Annotated in this window: 23 protein-coding genes; 4 read left to right on the top strand and 19 right to left on the bottom strand. The window is 34.6% G+C overall.

Features of this window, described 5'->3' with window-relative positions; all coding sequences use genetic code 11:
• Positions 1-41: 41 nt before the first annotated feature.
• The 10 genes from ABH961_RS04785 to ABH961_RS04740 form a co-directional block, all read right to left on the bottom strand.
• Positions 42-902: a branched-chain amino acid ABC transporter permease gene (locus ABH961_RS04785; RefSeq protein ID WP_048543225.1), complete on the bottom strand. Its 861-nt coding sequence runs from the start codon at positions 900-902 to the stop codon at positions 42-44.
• A gap of 21 nt (positions 903-923) precedes the next feature.
• Entirely contained in the window at positions 924-1,625 is a 702-nt protein-coding gene (locus tag ABH961_RS04780) for a branched-chain amino acid ABC transporter ATP-binding protein (RefSeq protein ID WP_048543226.1), read from the bottom strand.
• Positions 1,603-2,376 carry an ABC transporter ATP-binding protein gene (locus ABH961_RS04775; protein ID WP_048543227.1) on the bottom strand — a complete coding sequence of 258 codons (774 nt, stop codon included), beginning with the start codon at positions 2,374-2,376 and terminating at the stop codon, positions 1,603-1,605. Before ABH961_RS04775 ends, ABH961_RS04780 begins: the two co-directional genes overlap by 23 nt.
• A gap of 90 nt (positions 2,377-2,466) precedes the next feature.
• Positions 2,467-3,684 (bottom strand): substrate-binding domain-containing protein, encoded by a 1,218-nt coding sequence (locus ABH961_RS04770; protein WP_098079437.1) that lies wholly within the window; start codon positions 3,682-3,684, stop codon positions 2,467-2,469.
• A gap of 181 nt (positions 3,685-3,865) precedes the next feature.
• Positions 3,866-4,861 carry a 3-oxoacyl-ACP synthase gene (locus ABH961_RS04765; RefSeq protein ID WP_098642836.1) on the bottom strand — a complete coding sequence of 332 codons (996 nt, stop codon included), beginning with the start codon at positions 4,859-4,861 and terminating at the stop codon, positions 3,866-3,868.
• A complete protein-coding gene (locus ABH961_RS04760; protein WP_048543230.1) occupies positions 4,861-5,277 on the bottom strand; it encodes a MaoC family dehydratase in 417 nt (138 codons plus the stop codon). Before ABH961_RS04760 ends, ABH961_RS04765 begins: the two co-directional genes overlap by 1 nt.
• A 4-nt stretch (positions 5,278-5,281) precedes the next feature.
• Complete coding sequence (locus ABH961_RS04755; RefSeq protein WP_098079433.1) at positions 5,282-6,772, bottom strand: o-succinylbenzoate--CoA ligase; 1,491 nt, start codon at positions 6,770-6,772, stop codon at positions 5,282-5,284.
• A gap of 14 nt (positions 6,773-6,786) precedes the next feature.
• On the bottom strand, positions 6,787-7,392 hold the full coding sequence (locus tag ABH961_RS04750; protein WP_141520034.1) for a TetR/AcrR family transcriptional regulator: 606 nt from the start codon (positions 7,390-7,392) through the stop codon (positions 6,787-6,789).
• A 130-nt stretch (positions 7,393-7,522) separates the two neighbouring features.
• Complete coding sequence (locus ABH961_RS04745) at positions 7,523-8,446, bottom strand: CobW family GTP-binding protein (protein ID WP_000754944.1); 924 nt, start codon at positions 8,444-8,446, stop codon at positions 7,523-7,525.
• A gap of 103 nt (positions 8,447-8,549) precedes the next feature.
• Complete coding sequence (locus ABH961_RS04740; protein WP_098079431.1) at positions 8,550-9,986, bottom strand: flavin monoamine oxidase family protein; 1,437 nt, start codon at positions 9,984-9,986, stop codon at positions 8,550-8,552.
• 201 nt (positions 9,987-10,187) lie between these two features.
• Between ABH961_RS04740 and ABH961_RS04735 the strand changes: the two genes are divergently transcribed.
• Positions 10,188-11,132, top strand: a complete 945-nt coding sequence (locus ABH961_RS04735) for an L-lactate dehydrogenase (protein WP_000715320.1) — start codon at positions 10,188-10,190, stop codon at positions 11,130-11,132.
• An 85-nt stretch (positions 11,133-11,217) separates the two neighbouring features.
• On the opposite strand, the gene ABH961_RS04730 is transcribed toward ABH961_RS04735, so the two are convergent.
• From ABH961_RS04730 to ABH961_RS04720, 3 genes are all read right to left on the bottom strand, one after another.
• Positions 11,218-12,231: an AI-2E family transporter gene (locus tag ABH961_RS04730; protein WP_048543233.1), complete on the bottom strand. Its 1,014-nt coding sequence runs from the start codon at positions 12,229-12,231 to the stop codon at positions 11,218-11,220.
• Positions 12,232-12,409: 178 nt separating this feature from the next.
• On the bottom strand, positions 12,410-14,020 hold the full coding sequence (locus ABH961_RS04725; RefSeq protein ID WP_098642838.1) for an amidase family protein: 1,611 nt from the start codon (positions 14,018-14,020) through the stop codon (positions 12,410-12,412).
• A gap of 104 nt (positions 14,021-14,124) precedes the next feature.
• Complete coding sequence (locus ABH961_RS04720) at positions 14,125-14,259, bottom strand: hypothetical protein (protein ID WP_000997339.1); 135 nt, start codon at positions 14,257-14,259, stop codon at positions 14,125-14,127.
• Between the two features lie 183 nt (positions 14,260-14,442).
• On the opposite strand from ABH961_RS04720, the gene ABH961_RS04715 reads away from it, so the two are divergent.
• Entirely contained in the window at positions 14,443-14,859 is a 417-nt protein-coding gene (locus tag ABH961_RS04715) for a GNAT family N-acetyltransferase (protein ID WP_098079427.1), read from the top strand.
• A gap of 154 nt (positions 14,860-15,013) precedes the next feature.
• Here ABH961_RS04715 and ABH961_RS04710 read toward each other — a convergent pair whose 3' ends face one another.
• The 4 genes from ABH961_RS04710 to ABH961_RS04695 all read right to left on the bottom strand — a co-directional run bounded on the left by ABH961_RS04710 (position 15,014) and on the right by ABH961_RS04695 (position 17,816).
• Complete coding sequence (locus ABH961_RS04710; RefSeq protein ID WP_098079425.1) at positions 15,014-15,616, bottom strand: nitroreductase family protein; 603 nt, start codon at positions 15,614-15,616, stop codon at positions 15,014-15,016.
• 57 nt (positions 15,617-15,673) lie between these two features.
• Positions 15,674-16,324, bottom strand: coding sequence for a DsbA family oxidoreductase (locus ABH961_RS04705; protein ID WP_098079423.1), 651 nt, complete (start codon positions 16,322-16,324; stop codon positions 15,674-15,676).
• Between the two features lie 70 nt (positions 16,325-16,394).
• Positions 16,395-16,826 carry an Rrf2 family transcriptional regulator gene (locus tag ABH961_RS04700; RefSeq protein ID WP_404518956.1) on the bottom strand — a complete coding sequence of 144 codons (432 nt, stop codon included), beginning with the start codon at positions 16,824-16,826 and terminating at the stop codon, positions 16,395-16,397.
• A gap of 120 nt (positions 16,827-16,946) precedes the next feature.
• Positions 16,947-17,816: a LysR family transcriptional regulator gene (locus tag ABH961_RS04695; protein ID WP_098079422.1), complete on the bottom strand. Its 870-nt coding sequence runs from the start codon at positions 17,814-17,816 to the stop codon at positions 16,947-16,949.
• Positions 17,817-17,913: 97 nt separating this feature from the next.
• On the opposite strand from ABH961_RS04695, the gene ABH961_RS04690 reads away from it, so the two are divergent.
• Both ABH961_RS04690 and ABH961_RS04685 read left to right on the top strand, forming a co-directional pair.
• Entirely contained in the window at positions 17,914-18,819 is a 906-nt protein-coding gene (locus ABH961_RS04690) for a DMT family transporter (protein ID WP_098642839.1), read from the top strand.
• Between the two features lie 183 nt (positions 18,820-19,002).
• On the top strand, positions 19,003-19,779 hold the full coding sequence (locus ABH961_RS04685) for an alpha/beta fold hydrolase (protein ID WP_098079420.1): 777 nt from the start codon (positions 19,003-19,005) through the stop codon (positions 19,777-19,779).
• A 123-nt stretch (positions 19,780-19,902) separates the two neighbouring features.
• Here the strand turns inward: ABH961_RS04685 and ABH961_RS04680 are convergent, their stop codons facing one another.
• Both ABH961_RS04680 and ABH961_RS04675 read right to left on the bottom strand, forming a co-directional pair.
• Positions 19,903-20,523, bottom strand: coding sequence for a YcnI family copper-binding membrane protein (locus ABH961_RS04680; protein WP_098079419.1), 621 nt, complete (start codon positions 20,521-20,523; stop codon positions 19,903-19,905).
• A gap of 34 nt (positions 20,524-20,557) precedes the next feature.
• On the bottom strand, positions 20,558-22,207 hold the full coding sequence (locus tag ABH961_RS04675; protein WP_098079417.1) for a copper resistance CopC/CopD family protein: 1,650 nt from the start codon (positions 22,205-22,207) through the stop codon (positions 20,558-20,560).
• Between the last annotated feature and the right edge of the window lie 9 nt (positions 22,208-22,216).

Raw genomic sequence — 22,216 nt, 5'->3', positions numbered from 1 at the left:
CGAAGTATACTTTAATTCGATTTGATGTGCTGTTCACCATTTCACCCCTTTTCACTAACAAGTCCATTTGGCTTCACTATTAAGAAAAATAGTAACATTAACATATTGATTGCAAGTGATAAATCCGGTATAAAATACGCTGTAAAGGCACCCGCTAATCCGACAATTAAAGATGCGATTGCTGAACCTTGTACGCTTCCTAATCCTCCAATGATTACTACTATAAAAGCTAAAATCGCATACTGCATACCCATCTCGGCGAAAATAACACCTGAATACGGTGCTAATAAGAAGCCTCCCAACGCTGCCATCCCTGCTCCTAATAAAAAGACGAAAGAAAATATTGCTTTTACGTTAATACCGAGCGCTTGAACCATCTCTTTATCCATTACACCTGCGCGTATCATTAGACCTATCTTTGTTTTTTTGAGCAATAATAGTAAGGCAATGTAAATGATGATCCCAATTAAAATAACGAATAGACGATATTTAATTAATATAACGCCTTCAAATGTATAACTACCTTGTAACCATAACGGTAATTTAGCACCAATTGGATTTGGCCCCCAAAATACTTTAATACATTCACTAAGTACAAGCATTCCTCCAAGCGTCACAAGAAGCTGGCGAACATGATTTCCATATACCGGTCTAATAAGAAATCTTTCTAAAATAAATCCAAGAAACATCCCCATAGCAATTGCTCCAATTAACGCTAATACATAACTACCTGTCATATTAAATAACCAAACACCTGTAAACGCTCCCCAGGCAAATAAACCACCATGTGCGAAGTTTAGAACGCTCATTAAACCGAAAATAAGTGAAAGTCCTGATGCTAATAAAAAAATGAGCATCCCTGTTGAAATCCCATTTACAAATAAATTGATTAACACATCCATCCTTCTCACCTCGGATTCATGTTAAGAGATTCCTAAATATTTGTGACACATTTCCTTATCCTCTTTTAATTCATGCATAAAACCGTTATGAACAATTTTTCCGTTATCCATAATATAAAAGTAATCACCAATTTGACTAGCCATCATAAAGTTTTGTTCAACGAGTAAAACTGTTGTTTTCTCCTTCATTTTCAAAATGGCTATCATTAATTTTTCTATCATAATAGGGGACAAGCCTTTACTCGGCTCATCAATAAGTAATAAACCATCACTATTAATAAATGCTCTTGAAATTGCTAGCATTTGTTTTTGTCCTCCGCTTAAGAGTCCACTTTTTTTGTGCCAAAACTGCTTTAAATCTGGAAATAGTTCAAGCATCCACTCAATTTTCTCTTCCGCTTCTTCTCCCTTACCTCTAGCAAGAGCGAATGTTTCTTCTACTGTCAGATCGTTAAAAATACCTTGATTTTCTGGTACATAACCTATTCCTTTCCTTGAAATTAAATGTGTAGATAATCCATTTACTTGTGTACGATCATAATAAATTTCACCATGTGCGATATGGTGAAATCCCATAACCGAACGTAATGTCGTCGTCTTCCCTGCCCCATTTCTTCCAAACAGTACAGTAATCGTTCCTTTCTCAACAGCAAGAGATACCCCTTGTAAAATATGAAACTGATCTAAATACGTCTCTATATTATTCACTTGTAATAGTGCCACTATATAATCCCCCTAAATAAGCACTTTGTACACGCTCATCTTTCATCATTTCTTCGGGCAAACCTTCAGCCAATAACTCTCCATGGAACAAAACGATAAGATGGTCTGATAAACCTAGTACCATATCCATCTTGTGTTCAATTAGTACAATTGTACTTTCTGGATGTTTCTTAATATTTTCAATCACTTGTAAAATAGCCGGTACTTCCTCAACTGATATACCTGCGGTCGGCTCATCAAGTAGTAATACATCCGTTTTTAAAGCTAATAACATCGCAAGCTCTAACTTTCGTTTTTCCCCATGTGCTAAATCTTTCGCTAATACATGTTCTTTCTCGTGAAGTAAGACTGTTTTTAAGAAACGTCTCGCCTCTCCCACTTGTTGCTTAAATTTTGCCGAACTCGGAAAAAAACTATAGTAATCTTGAACAAATGATTGAACACTTAAACGAACATTTTCAAGTACCGTTAACTCTGGGAATATATTTGTAAGTTGAAAAGAGCGACCAATTCCTAATCGAGTGCGATCCGAAATTGATAATTTTGTAATCTCTCGTCCTTTAAAATATACTTCACCTTTCGTTGGAGAAATTTGTCCACTTAGTAAATTAAATAACGTTGTCTTTCCTGCACCATTAGGTCCAATAATGGAAATGAGCTTTCCTTTTTGTACTGTTACATTCACATCTTTAATAACATGATGCTCGCCAAAAGATACGCAAAGATTTTTCGTTTCTAGCAAATTTGTCACAATACCCCTCCCTTTAAAGCTTTAAGTATGAAAGAAATACATATAAAGAGGGTGTGCCCCTCTTTATACAAAAACAACAGAAAATTCAGTCTATTTATTTTGAACTGGTGGTTCTGTCTCTTTCATCGTTAATTCTCGCTCTAATACTGGCACTGGATAATCAACACCATCCTGCTTTTTCAATGTGATAGAATACAGTGTCTGCATCGCTTGGTGATCCTTTTCTCTAAACTTCATCTTTCCTTTCGGTGTATCAAATTCCATTCCTTCCATTTTCTTAATTAATGTATCTACATCTGTATCACCTTTTGTTTTCTTTAAAGCTTCTACAATTGAAATTGCCGCTGACATTCCTCCTGCTGTAAATAAATCTGGCACCGCACCATTAAATCGTTTTTTATGTTCTTCCACTAACCAATCATTCACCTTATTTTTCGGGAGTGTATGATAATAAACAGAAAAACCTTGCATTCCTACTAACGCATCCATCGTTTTTAATGCCGGTATATCTGGTGCACCGGTAGAAATTTTAATACCTTGTGCTTCCACATTCATATCTTTTAACTGTTTCCAAGGTGAGTTTGCCCCTGCCCAAACGATAAATAAATAATCTGGTTTTGAGCTAATGATATTTTGAATATTTGCAGTAAAGTCAGTCGAATTTGTATCAGCATATTGCTCGTTTACAATATTCGCACCTAATTTCTTCGCTCCAGCTTTAAATGCCGCAATTCCTTCACGACCGTAAGCATTATCTTGTGCTAACGTTGCTATTTTCACATCTTTTTTAGCAATTGCTGCAGCACCAGCGACTGCATCTTGAGATGAATTTCTTCCTGTTCTAAAAATATATTTATTCCAGTTCTTTCCGGTAATACTATCAGCTACTGCCGGTTCAACAACCATAATTTTTTCATATTCTTCAGCTAATGGTAAAACCGCTAATGTATCACTTGAACTAGACGATCCGACTAAAAAATCGACTTTCTCTTCTTCTAATAACTTCGTAGCTTTCTTCACTGCTACATCAGCTTTTGTTTCCGTATCTTCTACAACAAACTTAATCTTCTTCCCTTCCACCTTCCCAGTTCCACCCGTCGCATAGTCTAACCCTAATTCAAATCCGTTCACTGTTTGTTTTCCATATGATTCTAATGGACCTGTTAATGAAGCAAGAACCCCTACCTTAATCGTCTTTTCATCCTCTGTACTTGTTTTCTTTCCTGAACAAGCTGCCGTTATTAATAACGAACTTAAAACACAACCAGTAGCCATCATTCTTAGCCATTTACGTTTTTTCATCGACATTGTGATCCTCCCCATACTTTAATTTCTGATAGAATCAATCTCGCCAAAGTTAACCACCCGTAATTATGACTTTTTCTTTGAATCATACAAACAAATCTGTTTTAAAAATTTAATGAAGTACCTTTACATTCGCCGCCTCTTTCCAAATACCTCCATTTACCATATATTCATCTAGTATTTTTCACCACCTAATTACAGTCGCTGCCCACGTATACCCAGTCCCGGCACTAACTACTACTGCAATATCTCCAGGCTGTAATTTTCCCTGTTCATTTGCAAAGTGAAGACCAACGCAAGGATCAAGCGCTGACATATGTCCATAATGATCTAAATATACAACTTGTTCTTCTTCTAGCCCTAGTCCCTGTATCAATTCTATTAACATAGAACGTTTTGTATGCAGTGGTAACAATACTTTAATATCTTTAGGAGTTAACCCACTTTTTTTTAACGCCTCTCGAATAACCTTTTCAAAATTAGGGATTGAAACCCGATCTAGACGTTCTTTCATACTATTAGGATCTATTACATCAATATAATGTTGCCGATTCTCAACTGTATCATAGCTCGCAACCTGCTTTGATCCACCTGCTGGAATACGTACATCTTCATGAAATGAACCATCTGTTATAATCGCACTTCCTAATATTTCACCTTTTCTAGCGTCCTTTTTCACTAAAGCTGCACTTCCGCCATCAGCGAAATTAAACATAAAACGTGAGCGTGGATTATCATAATCTACAATTTGAGATTCTTTACATCCACCTACTAATAATATATTTTCAATTGAGTTATCGGAGTAAAGCATATCTTTTGCGACTTTGAGAGCAATAGGAAAGCAAGAACTAACATTCATAATTTCAAAAGCATAAGCATTTTTCAATCCAAGTTCATGCTGAATTTTTGGGGCACTTGACCATACGTGGTAATCTTTATGTGGACTGCCAAAATAAATGACTACATCAATAGATTGAGGATCTACTTGTAATAATATTGGCTTTGCAGCAGCAATAGCTAAATCTGATGCATGCATCGTTTCATCTGCGACATGTTTTTCATATAATCCAAACTTTTCTATAATAATATTCTCAGGGATACCTGTTTTTTGAGATAGGTCTGCCGCCGTCTCTACGTCTTTTGGGAAGAAAACACCAGTCGCTTCAATCCCAATATTCATTAGACTATTCCTCCTTCTTTTGGCACCATCATAGTAGCTACACCTGTTAATACTAGATCTCCTTTTTGGTTATGACACTCCGTTAACAATTTCAAAACTCTCTTTTCTATCATAAATTCTTGTACTGTAGCCGTAGCTGTAATTGTATCTCCTATAAAAACTGGTGCTGTAAATTTAATAGTTTGTTCCATATAAACGGATCCTTTTCCAGGTAAATGAATACCAAGCAATTGTGATAAAAGACTAGAAGTTAGTAAACCATGTGCTATTCTTTGGTTAAATCTAGTTTGCTTTGCATACTCATGATCAATATGAATTGGATTAAAATCCCCACTTAACCCTGCAAATAATACAAAATCCGTTTCTGTTATTGTTTTACTACATGACGCCTGTTGACCCGTGCTATACATCGTCATCTCTTCACCAACTTTTCAATTGATTTGCTAACTGTGCTTTTTGAATTTTACCAGTTGCATTTTTAGGAAATTCTTTTAGAAAAATAATCTCTTTCGGTATTTTATATTTTGCTAGAAATAAACAACAATGCTCAATGACTTCTTTTTCAGTTAATATACTGCTACTCTTTTTCACAATAAAGGCGATTGGAATCTCTCCCCACTTTACATGTTGCCTACCAACGATCGCTACCTCATATACCCCAGAAAGCTTATTAATGACTTGCTCTACTTCAAGTGGATAAATATTTTCACCACCGGAAATTATCATTTCTTTTTTTCTACCTACAATGTATACAAAACCATCTTCATCAACTCTAGCTAAATCTCCCGTATATAACCAACCATCTTGAATCGTTTCTTCTGTTGCATCTGGCCGATTCCAATACCCTTTCATTACATTCGGTCCTCTTATAAGTAACTCTCCAACTTCACCAATATCAACTTTATTTTTGTTTTCATCAATAAGTACATAATCACAAAACAGAGCTGGTTTCCCAATTGACCCTACTTTACGTCTTGCATCTTCTTCTGAAAGCATAAATACGGTTGGTGATGTTTCAGTCATGCCAAAGCCTTGACCAAATAAAAATCCTCTATCTATAAATTCTCTCATCAACTCTTCTGGACATGGAGCACCGCCGTTATAAAACCAGCGAACTGATTGTAAATTTGTAGTTTCAAACTTTGGGCAATTAATTAATGCTTGATGAATTGTAGGTACTCCCATCACTACGGTCACTTTATGTTTTTCTATCATGGAAAGAGCTGTGGTTGGTTCGAATTTTCTTGGAATAATGATTACGCCACCTGCAAATAAAGTTGGAAATGCGAATAAACCAATTCCACCAATATGAAATAAAGGTAATAATACAATAGAGCGGTCGTGCATAGTTAAGTCAATCGCAAATGTATTGTTAAGCGCATTCCAAAACATATTTTCTTGTGTAAGTACGGCTCCTTTCGGTTTTCCAGTTGTCCCTGATGTATAACATATAATAAAGGATGCGCTTTCATTTATCTCTTCAAAGTTGTCAATTTTTCTATCTTCTATTTCTTTTAAACTTGTGATCGAAATAACTCTTTGTACATACGATACCTTCTGCATTGACAATGCCATATTGTGAAATGTTTCCTCTACAAATAAAGCTATAGTTCCACTATCTTTCAACTGAAATATAAGTTCATTTTCTGTTAACCTTATATTTAGTGGAACAGCAATACATTCTACCTTTGCTATAGCAAACAAAAGCACAATATATTCCAAGCTATTTTGCGATAAAATAGCAATCCTTTCTCCTTTTTTCACATTTAATTCGTAAATTAAATATGCGGCTACTTTACTTACATACTCATGTAACTGCTTATATGTCATTTCCTCCTCTTCTGTAATAATGGCAATGCGATCTGGATGTAAATAGGCCCGTTTTTCAATCCAATAAGCAATGCCTTGCATATGTTCCCCACCCCTTATCTCTTTCTCAATCCTTCAAATATTAATGACATCGCTGCTTCAAATACATCTTCCGGAACATCTTTCTCTTCCCAATAGCCCCATCGCATTCCTAGAAATTGCCCAATTGACATAAGACAATACGCAATTGTTTCTTTATCAAATTGTTTAAACTCTCCCGCTTCCATACCAGCCGATAAACTTTTTAAAAATCCATTTGCGAGCTTTGCATAGTACCATCTATATAAGTTATCATCAACAACTACTGCCTGTTGTACAATGTTATATAGATTAGGACGATCTTTCACCCACCGAAAAAACGCCTGAAAACCTCTTCTTTGTGCCTCTTCATAACTTGATATTCCCTTCATTTCTTCTTTAATAATTAAGCGTAACTCACGGTTCAATCTGCAAATCAATTCATCAAATATATCTTTTTTAGATGGAAAGTAATTATAGAAAGTTCCGTGCGCTACCTTTGCTTCTTGTGTAATATTCACGATAGAAGCCTCGTAATATCCTTTACTACCAAACACCTCTTCTGCAGCACACAATAATTTCTCTCTCGTTTCTAATCCTTTTGTTGTTAAGTTTTTTACATCCATTATTATTTTTTCTGACACCTGAATCACCTCTTAGATTTGATTATAAATATATTTCTGAATTTTACAATTATTTTCATTAGACAAAATCCGCAAGCGTTTTTCTACATATAAAAAAGGACTAACTTAATTTGAAGTTAGTCCTTTAATCTTAATTAGAATTAAGTTCTACTTTCTCTAATCCTTCAGCCAATTGTTTCTTATCTAGCCCTTCTCCTATTACAACCAAGTTCGTCGGGAAACCGAAATCTTGTTCCAGTAAAGTTGGTACCCCAAATGAATATTGGAATAAGTGCGGGTATTTATCTCCATGGAATTTCACAAATCCTTTTACACGATAAATACTATCTGGTAAATTCGAAAGCCATTCGTATAATTTATCTTGATCAATCGATTTCGTAAATTGATATGTCATCGTTTGTATATGTAAATGCTGTTTTACATGTAGTGTCTCATGTTCCCCATCATTCGTAAATTCAGCTTCTTCTATGTCTTCTAAAGATATATTACAATATTTTGTTTCAAACAATTTCGCATGATTATTTATTGCTTTCACTTCTTCAATTACTTTGTTCTTATCCGCATCTGTTAGTAAATCTGATTTATTAATTAAAATGTGGCTACCAAACTTCAGTTGCTCATGCAATAATTGCTGAACGTTTGCACTTAATACTCTTCGATTTAACCACCTTACTGCATCTAAAACCACGACAATTGATTTCACTTCTAGGAAAGGTGCTAAAATTGGTGATACACACGCATCTAACACTTCAATTGGATGTGCAACACCTGTCGTTTCTATATAAATGACATCTGGTCTTTCTTGCTGATATAACGAATGTAATTGTATTTCAAGCTCTTCTTTTAGCGTACAACAAATACATCCTTTCAGAAGCTCTCTTAAAACATTCTCTTTTCCAATAATATCTGTATCTACCGAGTATTCACCAATTTCATTCATTAATACTGCAACTTTTCTATTCTTCTTTTTCTCCGCTAACAATAAATTTTGTAATAATGTTGATTTTCCACTACCTAAAAAGCCACCTAATATATGAATTTCTACTTTTTTCATTTGATCGACCATCCATTTCTTTATTTCAAACGTATTCAAAGCGTAATAATTACGATTTATATTAATCATTTTATTAAAAGAATAGTGATTTGTAAATATATCTTCACTGTTCGTTTACTTCATAAGCAACTCGAATTCCAGACTCTATTGCTCCTTGCATCCATCCATGTGTTAATGTCGTATGCTCTCCTGCAAAGTGTACTTTGCCAGCTGGCGGCGTAATATACGGAAATAACTCTAACTCTTGACCTGGTTCGAAAGCCGTAAATGCGCCGCAAGAATACGGATTTTGGCTCCAGCTAAAAGTTGTTCCAGTAACAAACTCACTATAGACGATGTCGCCGTATATTTCCGCTAAATTTTTTAATGCGTAACGAATACGATCTCTTTGCGTGAGACTATCCCACGTTAACGCCTCATCTGCCCACGTATAACTCGCTAAAACGATAGCTGCCCCTTGTTTATGAATACCATAACTCGGATAATATGTAAATCGTATAGGTAAATCTGTAATAGATTTACCGCCACACTGTCTCGCTTTCTCCCAAAATTTACTTTTAAACTCTATCGCAATTTTAGTTGCAGCAATATAATTCAATTCACGAATTGCTCGTCTTTTATAATAAGAGAATAAATGATACGGCCGAACTTCTACAAATCGTAACGCTGAAAATGGAATTGTGATAATAGCAATGTCGCCTGTTACCATAAATGGATGTAACGTTTGTTCATTTGTTACTTGCATCATCACTTTATTATCTTCCTGTATAATTTTTTCTACTTTATACGACATAAAAATATTTTCTTTTAACCCGGGTAAAAATGAATTTGGTAATGTATCCATTCCGCCCGTTATTTCATAATATTTTGTCGTTGAAGTAAAAAAGATCATTTCACGTAATACTTCAATTAAAGACATTCCCATATATGCTTCCATATCTAGAAGTACCCCAATCATATCTATTGCTCCATCTGAATAATACTCACTTAAAAATGATCCGAGCGAATATGTTTTATACTTTGTTTCAACGATGATCCAGTTTTTATTAGAATCTTTTTTTATAAAATTAAGTATTGGTTCTAGCACTACTAACATTAACTCTTCTGCCGTTTTCCCTTTTTCATTCTCTAAAATTGGATATCCAAGTATACTTGGATTTTTTTCAAATACGCTCAATCTCGTTTTAATATTATTCGTATAAATAATATCTGAAGCGGTTTTATTTATAAAAAGATTTAATGGTAATTTAAATTTACGAATGTAAGCTAAAGTTAACTCGTGTGTTTCAGGAATTCGCATTGGCCCTGCATTAAAATATAAGCCTCTGCTAAACGGTTCACGGATCGTATATATTCTTCCGCCTATTCGGTTATTCGCTTCTAAAATTGTTATGCTATGCCCTGATTCTTTCAATAACGATGCTGCAACTAATCCTGAAATTCCTGCACCAGCAATAATAATTTGCTTTGGATTCTTCGTTTTTACGAGCCCCACATTAATAATATGGAGCATTCTTTCCATCGTTAATGGCTGCATCATGCCCTTTTCCCCTTCTATAAAGGATTTTATTGCATTATATTCGGTTCACTTACTTCCTATGTTTCGTGCAAGAAATTGCACGGATACATTTTCAAATACTTGAATATCTTTTATAAAATGTAATAAACTAGATATGAATCTATAGAAGTACGACGTATTATCTTACATAATAAAATCAATGAAATTGCGAGGAATTTTAAAATGAAAAAAGGGATTAACCGTGTAGTATTAGTAGGAACAGGAGCAGTTGGATGTAGTTATGCTTACTGCATGATTAACCAAGCTGTAGCTGAAGAATTTGTTTTAGTTGATGTAAACGAGGCAAAAGCTGAAGGAGAAGCAATGGATTTAAGTCATGCTGTTCCTTTTGCACCAGCTCCAACTAGAGTATGGAAAGGTAGCTACGAAGATTGTAAAGATGCTGATCTTGTAGTCATTACGGCTGGATTACCACAAAAACCAGGTGAAACGCGCCTAGATTTAGTTGAGAAAAACGCGAAAATCTTTAAACAAATCGTTCGTAGTATTATGGATAGCGGATTTGATGGTATCTTCTTAATCGCAACTAACCCTGTCGATATTTTAACTTACGTAACTTGGAAAGAATCTGGTTTACCAAAAGAACGCGTAATCGGTTCTGGTACAACTCTTGATTCTGCTCGTTTCCGCTATATGTTAGGTGAGTATTTCGATATTGGTCCACACAACATTCATGCTTATATTATCGGAGAACATGGTGATACGGAACTTCCTGTTTGGAGTCACGTATCAGTCGGTATTCAAAAACTACAAACGCTTCTTGATAAAGACAACACATACACGCAAGAAGATTTAGACAAAATCTTCATAAATGTTCGTGATGCAGCTTACCATATTATCGAGCGAAAAGGTGCAACTTACTATGGTATTGGTATGTCACTTCTACGTGTTACAAAGGCGATTTTAAACGACGAAAATAGCGTATTAACAGTATCAGCTTACTTAGAAGGCCAATACGGTCAAAAAGATGTTTATATCGGCGTACCTGCTGTTTTAAATCGCGGCGGTGTTCGTGAAATTTTAGAAGTGGAATTAAGTGAAGAAGAAGAATTAAAATTCGATCACTCTGTTCAAGTATTAAAAGAAACAATGGCTCCAGTTCTTTAATCGTGCATGCAAAAAAGCAATCCAATTTATTTTGGATTGCTTTTTTGATTATTCCTTGAAAACATCAGTTATTTTCTATCATTTCCTATTTTTTAAACTGTTCCTCATTGTTTACATCAAGTACATCTAATAAGAAAATGAAGATTGGTATACCGATAATAAGCCCCCATATTCCAAGGAAATGTTCTGAGAAGATGAGAATCATAAATGTATAAAAGATTGGCAAATTCGTTTTCGCAGACATAAACTTCGGATTTAAAAAATAACTTTCAAGAGCATGGATTACTGTAATGAACACAAGTATGTATACAACGTACATTACCCCGCCTACGTTATAAGCAATAATACAAAGTGGAAACAAAGAAATGATTACACCGGCAACAGGAATCAAACCGAGTAGAAAGACCATGACGGCCAATACAAGAAGCTGCGGAAATCCTAAAATCACAAGTGCAATTACAGTTAGTACACAATTGACAACCGCAATTAAAAACTGTGCTTCAATTACTTTACCGAACGATCTTGCAAACCTTTCACCAAAATAAGCAATCTCCTCATAAAAAACCTTCAGATTACTATCTTTAAATTTCGAAGTAAATGATATTATGCGTTCTTTTTCTAACAAGAAAAATAAACTTAGAATAAGAGAGAGTAGTATTTGCAAACTGACTTTTCCTATATTTGCAATTGATTGATATATGACATCTACACCTTGTTCTATATATTTTGATACTTCCATCCCATTAATAGTTGACAGTGCATATTTAATGATCTCATTATCAGGTGGATTTTGAAAAAACAACCTAAACTGATAAATCAATTGGGAAATTTGTATCGTTAGCACAGGTAAATATTTATATAATGTTGTGCCGATAAACGTAACTAATATTATATACAAACATGCGATAACAATTTTCCGATTCACTTTCAATTTCTTTGAAATAAAACGTTGAAACCGATCCATTAAAAATGTCAGTATGAACGTAATTAATATTAAATTAATCATACTTTTTAATCCATATAATACAAGCGCTACTATTATTAAAACGAGAAACCGTTGGAACCCTCTACTTCGAAAGAAATTTTTCACTTCATTCATTAAGATTTAACCTCCCCCTTCAATGGATGGAAATTGAATATATTACATTTTATGAACTTCTATAGACAATCTTTCTTATTAATTGAGAAGAATCCTTTTTTTCTTTTTATATTGTTAGATTCTTTTCATATTAGCCTACCAACATATTTCAGTGGAGCTCTATTTTTCGTTTACCCTTTTACAGTTTTGGCGATCTTCTATTTTTAGACTGTTGCTCATACGCATATCCCATATTGAAGAGTTCCTTTTCACCAAATTGCTTCCCGACAAACACTGCACCTACTGGCTCTCCATTGTTATCATATCCTGCTGGCACCGCTAATTCTGGATAGCCAGCTACAGCTGATAGAAGAACTTCTTCGTTGTTAATCATAACTAAAGCATCCAAACCTTTTTCTACTAAATATCTATCTAGCTCTTTTCTTGCATTTTCTTGACTCGATCGCACTATTTTTTCAAACTCATCTTTCGTTATAGCAGATTTTTCAGATCCCTCAATTAATGTTTGTCCGTATTTTATTCGTCTATTACTATCCTTTTTATTAAACGCTATAATCTCTTCTAGCGATTTTACCGTTACATTTTTTTGCTGTGCAAGATAATCGTTAACATTATGTTTGAACTCATATTCTAATGTTTGCAAATTATCTACTCCCCCATCGTTTAACTGAATATCATCAGTCAATATCGCACCTGCATCTTGAAGGTCTTTTCTAATCTTTTCTGCTACTTTTTTTCTATTCTCATCTTGTCGATCTATTGAAAAAAGAACTCCTACTTTTTTCCCTTTCAATCCGTCTATTGATAAGTCCTTCGTATAATCAATTCTTTCTTTATCTTTCATTTTTTCTGTCATAGCATCTTTTTCATCATAACTTACCATTATATTAAATAACGTTGCCGCATCCCTCACCGTTCTTGCCATCGGCCCTGCTATATCAAGTGTTTCAGCTAACGGAATAATGCCAGATCTACTCACCATACCTAGTGATGGACGTAATCCAACTACTGATTGCTGCGTCGCGGGTGCTACAATTGACCCAGTCGTTTCCGTCCCGATTGCAAGTGGTGCAAAATCTGCCGCAACTACTGTAGCAGATCCAGAACTTGATCCCGCTGTATCAAACGTAATCGGACCGTATGGATTCAAATTTTGTCCTTTTTTCCCGCTATATCCGCTAGGCATTGTAAAGGATAAATAATTTGCCCACTCAGACATATTCGCTTTTCCTAAAACAAAAGCACCTTCTTCTTTCAACTTCTTCACTATCGTCGCATCTTCATCTGCAATCCAATCTTTTAACACATAAGTGCCCGCGCTTGTCGGCATCACATTTTTCGTTTGTACATTATCTTTTACGATAACCGGCATGCCGTATAAGTTCGATTTCTTATTTAAATCCCTCTCTTTGTCTAACTTTCGCGCTTCTTCCATTGCATTTGGATTTATCTCTGTAACAGCATTTAATGTTATTCCATTTTGATCATGTTCTTGTATTCTAAAAAGATATATACTCGTTAATTCTTCATATGATAATTTCCCATCATCAATCATTTTTTGAAACTCATCTACAGTCGCATTTACGACTTCTTTTTCTTTTATCTTTACGTTTTCTATGTTAATTCCTTTCAACTGGTTATGTATCGGTTTTAACACTCTATCTTTATCGTATACGATACGCTCAGGTTCCTTTGGAAAATAGTTTTTATACATGTAATATCCTCCGGCACATGCCAATAGGACAATACCTCCAGCAATTGACAGCGTTATCTTTACCCACTTCTTCATGTTGTTCCTCCACTCTAAAAGTTGCTCAATTGTATTGAAAAAGAGAGTTATCCTTATAACCCTCTCTTATTAAAATGCTAAATGAAAAAATGAAAAATTTCAATTTAATTCATTCTTTTTTTCATTTGCTTCGCTAATAATTCCTTCACTTGATTATACGTTAACCCTGAATCCTTATTTAAACGTTTTACCTCCTCAACATCAGTACCTACCACTGTATATTTTTTCTCATCATTCATTTTGCCACTTCCCTTTCTACTGCATTATTTCTAATATTTTTCCCCTAAACTCTTATAAATTAATACAAATAAGGAAACTGTACGAAATTCAATAGCCAAAAGGGATTCAGTTACATAGGAGGAAAAGATAAAAAAATGTCGAATTTGTATACTGGTTGTATTTAAGGACTTGGAGGTTACATTTTGAAAACATATGAGTTTAAACATAACATTCCAACATTAGAAGAGTACAAATACTTATGTGATTCTGTTGGTTGGTCTAATTATATGAATTTTGAAGTGGCGGAAACTTCACTGAAGCATTCTATTCACTACATCACAGTCAAAGATAATGAACAAATTATCGGCATGGGGAGAATTGTCGGTGATGGATCTATCTATTTCTATATTCAAGATATAGTAGTTCATCCAGAGTATCAGAAACATGGTATCGGGAAAGAAATCATGCATCGTTTAGTTGCATACTTACATGAGAATGCCCCTGATAAGGCGTTTGTCGGTTTGTTTGCATCACAAGATAAAGAATCATTCTATGAAAAATTTGATTTTAAGGATTACTCACCAAACATGACGGGGATGTTTACTGTCATTTCAAAATAATAAACATAATAGATTTTTAATTGTAAGGAAAGACTTCGATTCATATGAAGGAAATCGTTCTTGCAGTAAGAGTTTAACATTGCATACGAAAGGAGAGTACATATATGGCTAATATGTACTCTCCTTTTATTTAACTTTTTATATATTAAATTTCTTAATAAAATTTCACTACATCTTCAGTAGGTAAGAAAGTTCTTTCTCCTGGTTGTTCATTTGGCTCACCAAATGGCATTTGTCCTACTAAGCTCCACTCTGCTGGAATGTTCCAAGTTTCTTTCACTTCAGCATCTACGATTGGATTGTAGTGTTGCAGGGATGCGCCAATTCCTTCAGCCGATAATAACATCCATACAGTATGTTGTAACATTGCATTTCCTTGATGAGACCAGAATGGGAACTGATCTTTATATAATGGTGCATTTTCTTGCATTTTTTTTACTGTTGCTTGATCTTCAAAGAATAACACAGTCCCAACACCTGTATGGAAACCTTTTAATCTTTCTACAGTCGCTTCAAAGTTTTCTGCTGGTACTCGGGCTCTTAGTGTTTCTTTAACAATATCCCAAAACTTTTCATGTTCTCCATCCATTAATACAACCATACGACCACTTTGCATATTGAAAGATGTTGGTGCGTGTAAAGCTGTTTTTAAAACTTCTTCAATTCTTTCTTTCGTAATTGCATCGTTTTTTGTTACTTTACGAATAGAACGACGGTTAACGATTGCTTCTTTTAAATTTGTTGTAGTTGCTGACATTTTAATTCCTCCAAATATTTGTTTTATAATTTATTTTGTTATTTCATAACAAGCGAATTAGCAATATTCATCTGTATTACATTGCATACCTTCAAATGAATTTGTTTTATCCTTTTCAATTTCTTTATCGATGACTCTTTGTAGCGTTTCTTTACTAGCAAGCCCTTGAATGACTTCATCTCCAATCATGACAGTTGGAACAGCCATAATATTTGCTTCATCATATGCATGCTGAATTGCTTCTTGATGCTTTTCTTTATATTTACGAGTTACTAAAGCATCTTTAAATTCAGCTTCAGGAAGACCTACTTCTACCGCTAATTTTGTTAAAATATCAATATCTTCAATGTTTTGCTCTTCTTGGAAAAATGCTGTGAATACGCGGTGATGATACTCATTTCCTAGTCCACGTTCTTTCGCAAATTGACATCCTTCGAAAGCTAAATGTGTATATGGATGCGGTGAAACACGCGGCAAACGCATATCGATTCCTAACTTCTTCGCAGTTGGAAGAATAAAAGCATCCCATGAGCCTAATTTTTCTGGCTCATTCCATGGATCTATTTTTGAATATGGACTTGGACGTAATTCAAATGGCATCCATTCAATTTCTACACCTTTCTCTTTCGCTACTTCATCTAATGGACCTTTTGCTAAAAAACAAAATGGACATATAAAATCTGAGTATACTTTCATTTTTACAGTCATACTTTTACACCTTACCTTTATAGTTGTAATCAAATCAGTTACATTAATAATAAAAAAATATAAATATGATTTAAACATTCATTTTTTCTTGCAAAGTTTCAAACAAATGCCCCATCGTAATATTTCTCAAAATTTCTTCCATCGCGGATTGCGCTTGTATTAATATAACTTCTAACACTGCTTGAATATTTGCTCCAATTGGACAATCTGGATTTGGTTGCTCGTGCATATGAAATAGTTTGTCTTCTTCGACTACATTTACTGCATGGTATACATCTAACAATGTGATTTCATGTAAATCCTTTAATAATCCCGCACCACCTGGACCGCGATTTACATATACAAAACCAACTTGTTTCAAGTACGACATCATTTTACGAATGACTACTGGATTTGTGTTTACACTTTCAGCTATATAGTCTGAAGTACAAAGTGAAGATGGATTGTTTTTCAAAATAGATAAAATATGAACAGCTATAGAAAAGCGGCTACTAATTTTCATTGTGATCACCACCTCGATGTAATCATTATAGTTACAACAAAAAGATAAGTCAATCCTTTTCATAGATTTTTTATAAGTAAATTAAAAAGTGTCCCATTATGATATATGAGACACCTCTTTTTATTCTGTAAATAGCGCTTGAAATTCTTCAATAAATAGCTGCACAGCGATTGAGGAATCCTTTAATGAAGGAACAGCTAAAGCAATTTCTCTCCATACTTGTGGTTCCAATTCTCTCGTTTGCACATTCTTTGGTAAATTCGTTAAAGATAATTGAGCTAATATTGCAATACCTAACCCTTCTTGAATCATATTTAAAGCTGTAGTAACGGTCGATATTACATACTCAACCCGAAGTGGTACGTTTGCTTGTTTAAACATATCAATAATGGGTGGTTCGTATCCACCCTTACATAATATGATCGGTTCATTCTCTAAATCACTAATTGCAATAGAGTCCTTCTTACAAAGAGGATGATCATCTCTTAAGATAGCAACCATTTTCCCCTTCGTTAATGGGACAATCTCCATCTCTTTATTAGGCAAAATAACAATTCCTATATCAACAACCCTCGATACTAACCAATCTTCAACTTCTTTAATCGTTCCTTCACAAAGAACGACTTCTAAGTTCGGATACTTCTCCTTAAAAAGGTTTATCATTTTGGGTAAGAAATGTGCAGAGGCACTCGGAAAACTCCCAATTCGAATCGTCCCAACTTCGTATCCTTTCTCCATCGCAACTTCTTGTTCAATCTTCTCTACACCGTTCAAAATCTCTCTAATATGCACAAGAATTCTGTTTCCTACATCCGTAACGATTAGCCCTTTTCGTTTATCACGTATAAGAATCGTAACTCCTAACTCTGACTCAATACTTGAAATCGCATGACTTACAGCTGGCTGCGTCATATTTAACACCCGAGCAGCCTTCGTAAAACTACCTAACTCAACAGTTTTTATTAATACTTGCAGTTGTGTAATGGTCATAACTAATCACTTATACTCCTTATAAAAAAGATTCATTTTATTTATTACAGTCGATATCATATCATAGTGAAATGAATAACAACAAGGAGGTCTTACCATGACACAGCTTTCTCGAACTAAGACGGCCATAATCCTTACCTTTCTCGTTTTCATGTGGGGAATCAATTGGCCTTTATCTAAGTTTGCCCTGCATTATACACCACCCGTTTTATTTGCAGGCGTTCGAACTTTAATTGGAGGATTCATTTTACTCCTTTTCGCATTACCGAAATACAAAGAGTTACACTTAAAAGAAACTTGGCATTTATACGTTATTTCTTCTTTACTTAACATCATTATATTTTACGGATTACAAACTGTAGGCCTTCAATATATGCCCGCTGGGTTATTTTCAGCCATTGTATTTCTACAACCTGTTTTACTGGGCATTTTCTCATGGGTTTGGCTTGAAGAATCTATGTACGGCTTAAAAATTTTTGGGCTTGTTCTTGGATTTATTGGCGTAGGTGTCATTAGCTCTAGTAGTTTAACTGGACATATTTCTATTATTGGAATCCTTCTCGCGATAGGCTGCGCTATTGGCTGGGCACTTGGCACAGTATTTATTAAGAAGACTGGGCACCGCGTTAATTCCATTTGGATGGTAACACTTCAGCTTATTATTGGCGGGCTTTGCTTAATTGGATTTGGTTCAGAGTTTGAAAGCTGGTCTAGTATCGCTTGGAGTATACCATTTGTTAGTGTACTACTCTTTATTTCATTCTTTGTTATTGCAATGGGATGGCTTGCATACTTTACTCTTGTTGGAGCTGGTGAAGCAAGTAAAGTTGGGGCTTATACATTTCTTATTCCATTAATCGCTATTATTGTAAGTTCAATTTTCTTACATGAGGCCATTACTATTAGCTTATTCATCGGACTATTATTTATTGTGGTGAGTATTTGTTTCGTAAATATAAAGCCGAAAACACTTGCTGTAAGGCAGCAAGTTGAAGTGAAATAAAAATGAAAAAGAGCCTGCTGTTTGTAGGCTCTTTTTCACCCTTTTATCAGTACAGTTCAGTTACAGAGAGTTTTATTAAAAGGAATTTTTTTCTTTTTATTGTATGATGATACTTAAGTAGTAAGAATATTACCTCTACTATATATGGATGGACTAACAATTCTAATCATAAGGGGGCATTATATGGTTTTACAGTATAAAGAATTTGGAGATTCAAGCTCACCACTTATGGTTTTTATTCATGGTGGTGGAGTCAGTGGTTGGATGTGGGACAAACAAATTAAACATTTTACTAACTATCACTGCCTTGTTCCTGATTTACTTGAGCAAGGAAAAAATAAAAGTAAAGATCCTTTCTCAATAAACTTTAGTGCTGAAAAAATCATAGACCTAATTGAAGAAAAAAGTCAGGGTCAAACTGTTATAGTAATTGGGTTTTCATTAGGCGCTCAAGTATTAATTTCCATGCTCAGTATGAAGCCAAACTTAATTCAATATGCTATGATCAATAGCGCATTAGTTAAACCAATCCCTTTCGCTAAAACATTAATAAGCCCCCTTAGCTTAACCTACTTCCTAATAAAGAGTAAGACATTTTCCAAAATACAAGCAACATCAATGTACATAGATGAAACACATTTTGATAACTATTATCATGACAGTTGTCAAATAAATAAAAATACATTTGTAAGGATATTAGAAGAAAATATGTCGTTTACAATACCAAAAGGTTTCAAGGATGCTAATAGTAATATATTAGTAACTGTTGGAAACAAAGAAAAAAGAATTATGAAAGACTCAATGACTGAAATCCTTGAAAATAATACGAATTGCACAGGTATTATCATTCCTAAAATTGGTCATGGAATCTCTTTAGCAAATCCCATACTATTTAATACTTTAATTGAAAACTGGCTCGAACATGATATCCTGCCGGAAGACTTAATAATCGTCAATTGATTTCCATACATCAATAAATTTCATTATAGAGTGGCTATAATAGTACCATTATCTTCATTCTTTCTAATCCATAGACGTAATAAAAAAGGTCTCATTATTTTCGATGAGACCTTTCAATCTTACTTACCTTTTAAGGCGTACTACAAAAACACACGCACCTGCCGACGATACAATCGCCAAAATAGATAAGACAATCGCTATTACTTGCATATTACTAGTACCTTCATTCTGTTCTACACTAGACACTTCACCATGTTCTCCTGTTAATGACGTACCTTTTGCAATTGTAGTAAGTGAATGTGGTTTTTCAGCTTTTTCATCGCCTGTCCATTCAACAATTTCTCCGTCTTTATATTGTTGATATGCATCCCAAGCTATTTTTTGTTCTTTATCCGGATTTTTAGCGACGAAAGTAAATCGCTGGAACTGACCGGGTAAAATCCCTTCTCCTGTTGCTTCCCATACTACAGTTTTCACTTTTCCAGCATTATCTTTTTGCTCTTCCACTTTCCATCCTGGTACTGGTTCATACTGTTGGAATTCCACTCCAGACGGTATTTTCAATGTAACTTTTGTCGTTGCTACATTCTTTTCAACTGGTACTTTTATCGTGTAAGTCTCCCAAGAATTAACGTCCGAAGCTTCTGGTTTCACAGTGACGTGCGCACTAACAGGTAACGAAAAAATTCCCATTGCAATAATTGTTGCGATCATTGTTGTGCCAATTTTTTTTATACGTTTCATTTTCTATTAACTCCTTTTTATTTATACCTTCTCTTTATCTGCCGCCTACTATAAATTTATAATCCGCATCAAAGCTATCAAGAGATTTTGTTAATCCGTGCACTTGTATATTCCAGTTTCCTGTCATGTTAATATACATACCTTCCGCTTCATATTCTCCTGGTGAAACGGCCGAAACTTTAAATGAACCTTTTCCCATGTTCATATCCAATGATTGCGTAGTTAAAATAATTTGCTCCATATCGGTAACAGGTTGTCCGTTCTCATCCTTTAAAGTAATATGGAATGTATTTTGTCCTACTTTATTAGGACTTACATGTAAAGTAAGTTCATATCCATTATCTAATTGCTTACTCTCTGTAAAAGGTCCAGTAGGAGGCATCGGTGGTGTTTGTACGTTTGTCATAAAAGCTACGATGACAAAGATGATAATTCCTATGATAAACTCTACTTTCACCGTAGCGCCTAAACCTTGCTCCGCTCTCATTTTCCCTTTCACATAATGAACAATTCCCAATATCCCCATGAAAATGAATAAAAGTATCTTTGCTAATAAAGCTAATCCATACTTCGTATCAAATAACGAGTGTATTGTTGGTATAAAGAATGTACTGTTAAAAAGACCTGTTATTAAAATTACGATGACAGCACCTGTTGCCCACGGTGAAAAGCGCTTAATCATATCCCAATACATACTCCACTTATCATCCTCTTTACGTAAAAGAAGAACAATAGATGATAGACCACCAATCCATAACGAAGCTGCGAATAAATGTAGAAAGTCCATAACGACCGCAATCTCTTTAAACTTTAATCCAAATGCGTGACTATTAAAGGCTTTCATAACAAGTATCCCGATAAACAATAGTATTGGAATGCTCCATACTTTAAACGACGACAGCTTCTCACACTTCATCGCAAAATACGTAACAATTATAAGCGAACTAATAAGAACCATTTGAGTAATCCATACATATCCAAAAACAGAAAGCTGTAATGTTTCTTTTAATAGTAACGGATCGAATGCTTCTAACCATGAAACATCAGCATTTATTTTCGCTTGCAATGGTAGATTGAATAATAAGCTAATCAATATACCCAATAATGAGATCCATATTATGTTCTTACTCCTTGATCGAACCGAGGTTGCATTCCCTTTATACATAATAAGATTAAAGAATAGCACGCCTATAAATAGTGAGAAACTTGTATATAAAACTCCACGTTCCATAATCATATCTATTTGCGGGACATACCCCATCTCTTCTACTTGTATATCGTCTGCTCCCGCTTCCTCTGACCCAATTCGGAACGGAATCACTCCTTGAATAGGATGCCCGTCAGCAGAAATCACTTTCCACTGAATAGAGTAGAGTCCGTTTTTCAAGTTTTCTTTTAAGCCTACTTCTAATATTTTTTTGTTTTTCTTATCGATATGAGCATCTTTTAAATCTACTCTTGTACCTGAGGTATCTCTTACAAACAATGTATTAAAATGCGAAACTTGTATATCCTCATCAAATTCAATTTTCACTACAGATGGCGCTTTCTTCAACGTTTCATTTTCAGCAGGGTTTGATTTCACAATGTACGCATGAGCAGATGCACTTTTTGGTATCAATATGATAAGTACACACGCAATTAATAGCCATGCCCCTAACCTTCTCATTACTTTCACAATCATTTCACTTCT

Source organism: Bacillus sp. RC251 (assembly GCF_044908765.1).
Classification (GTDB): domain Bacteria; phylum Bacillota; class Bacilli; order Bacillales; family Bacillaceae_G; genus Bacillus_A; species Bacillus_A wiedmannii.
The sequence above is the reverse complement of the archived record's forward strand: the minus strand, read 5'-3'. Positions and strand labels throughout refer to the sequence as shown.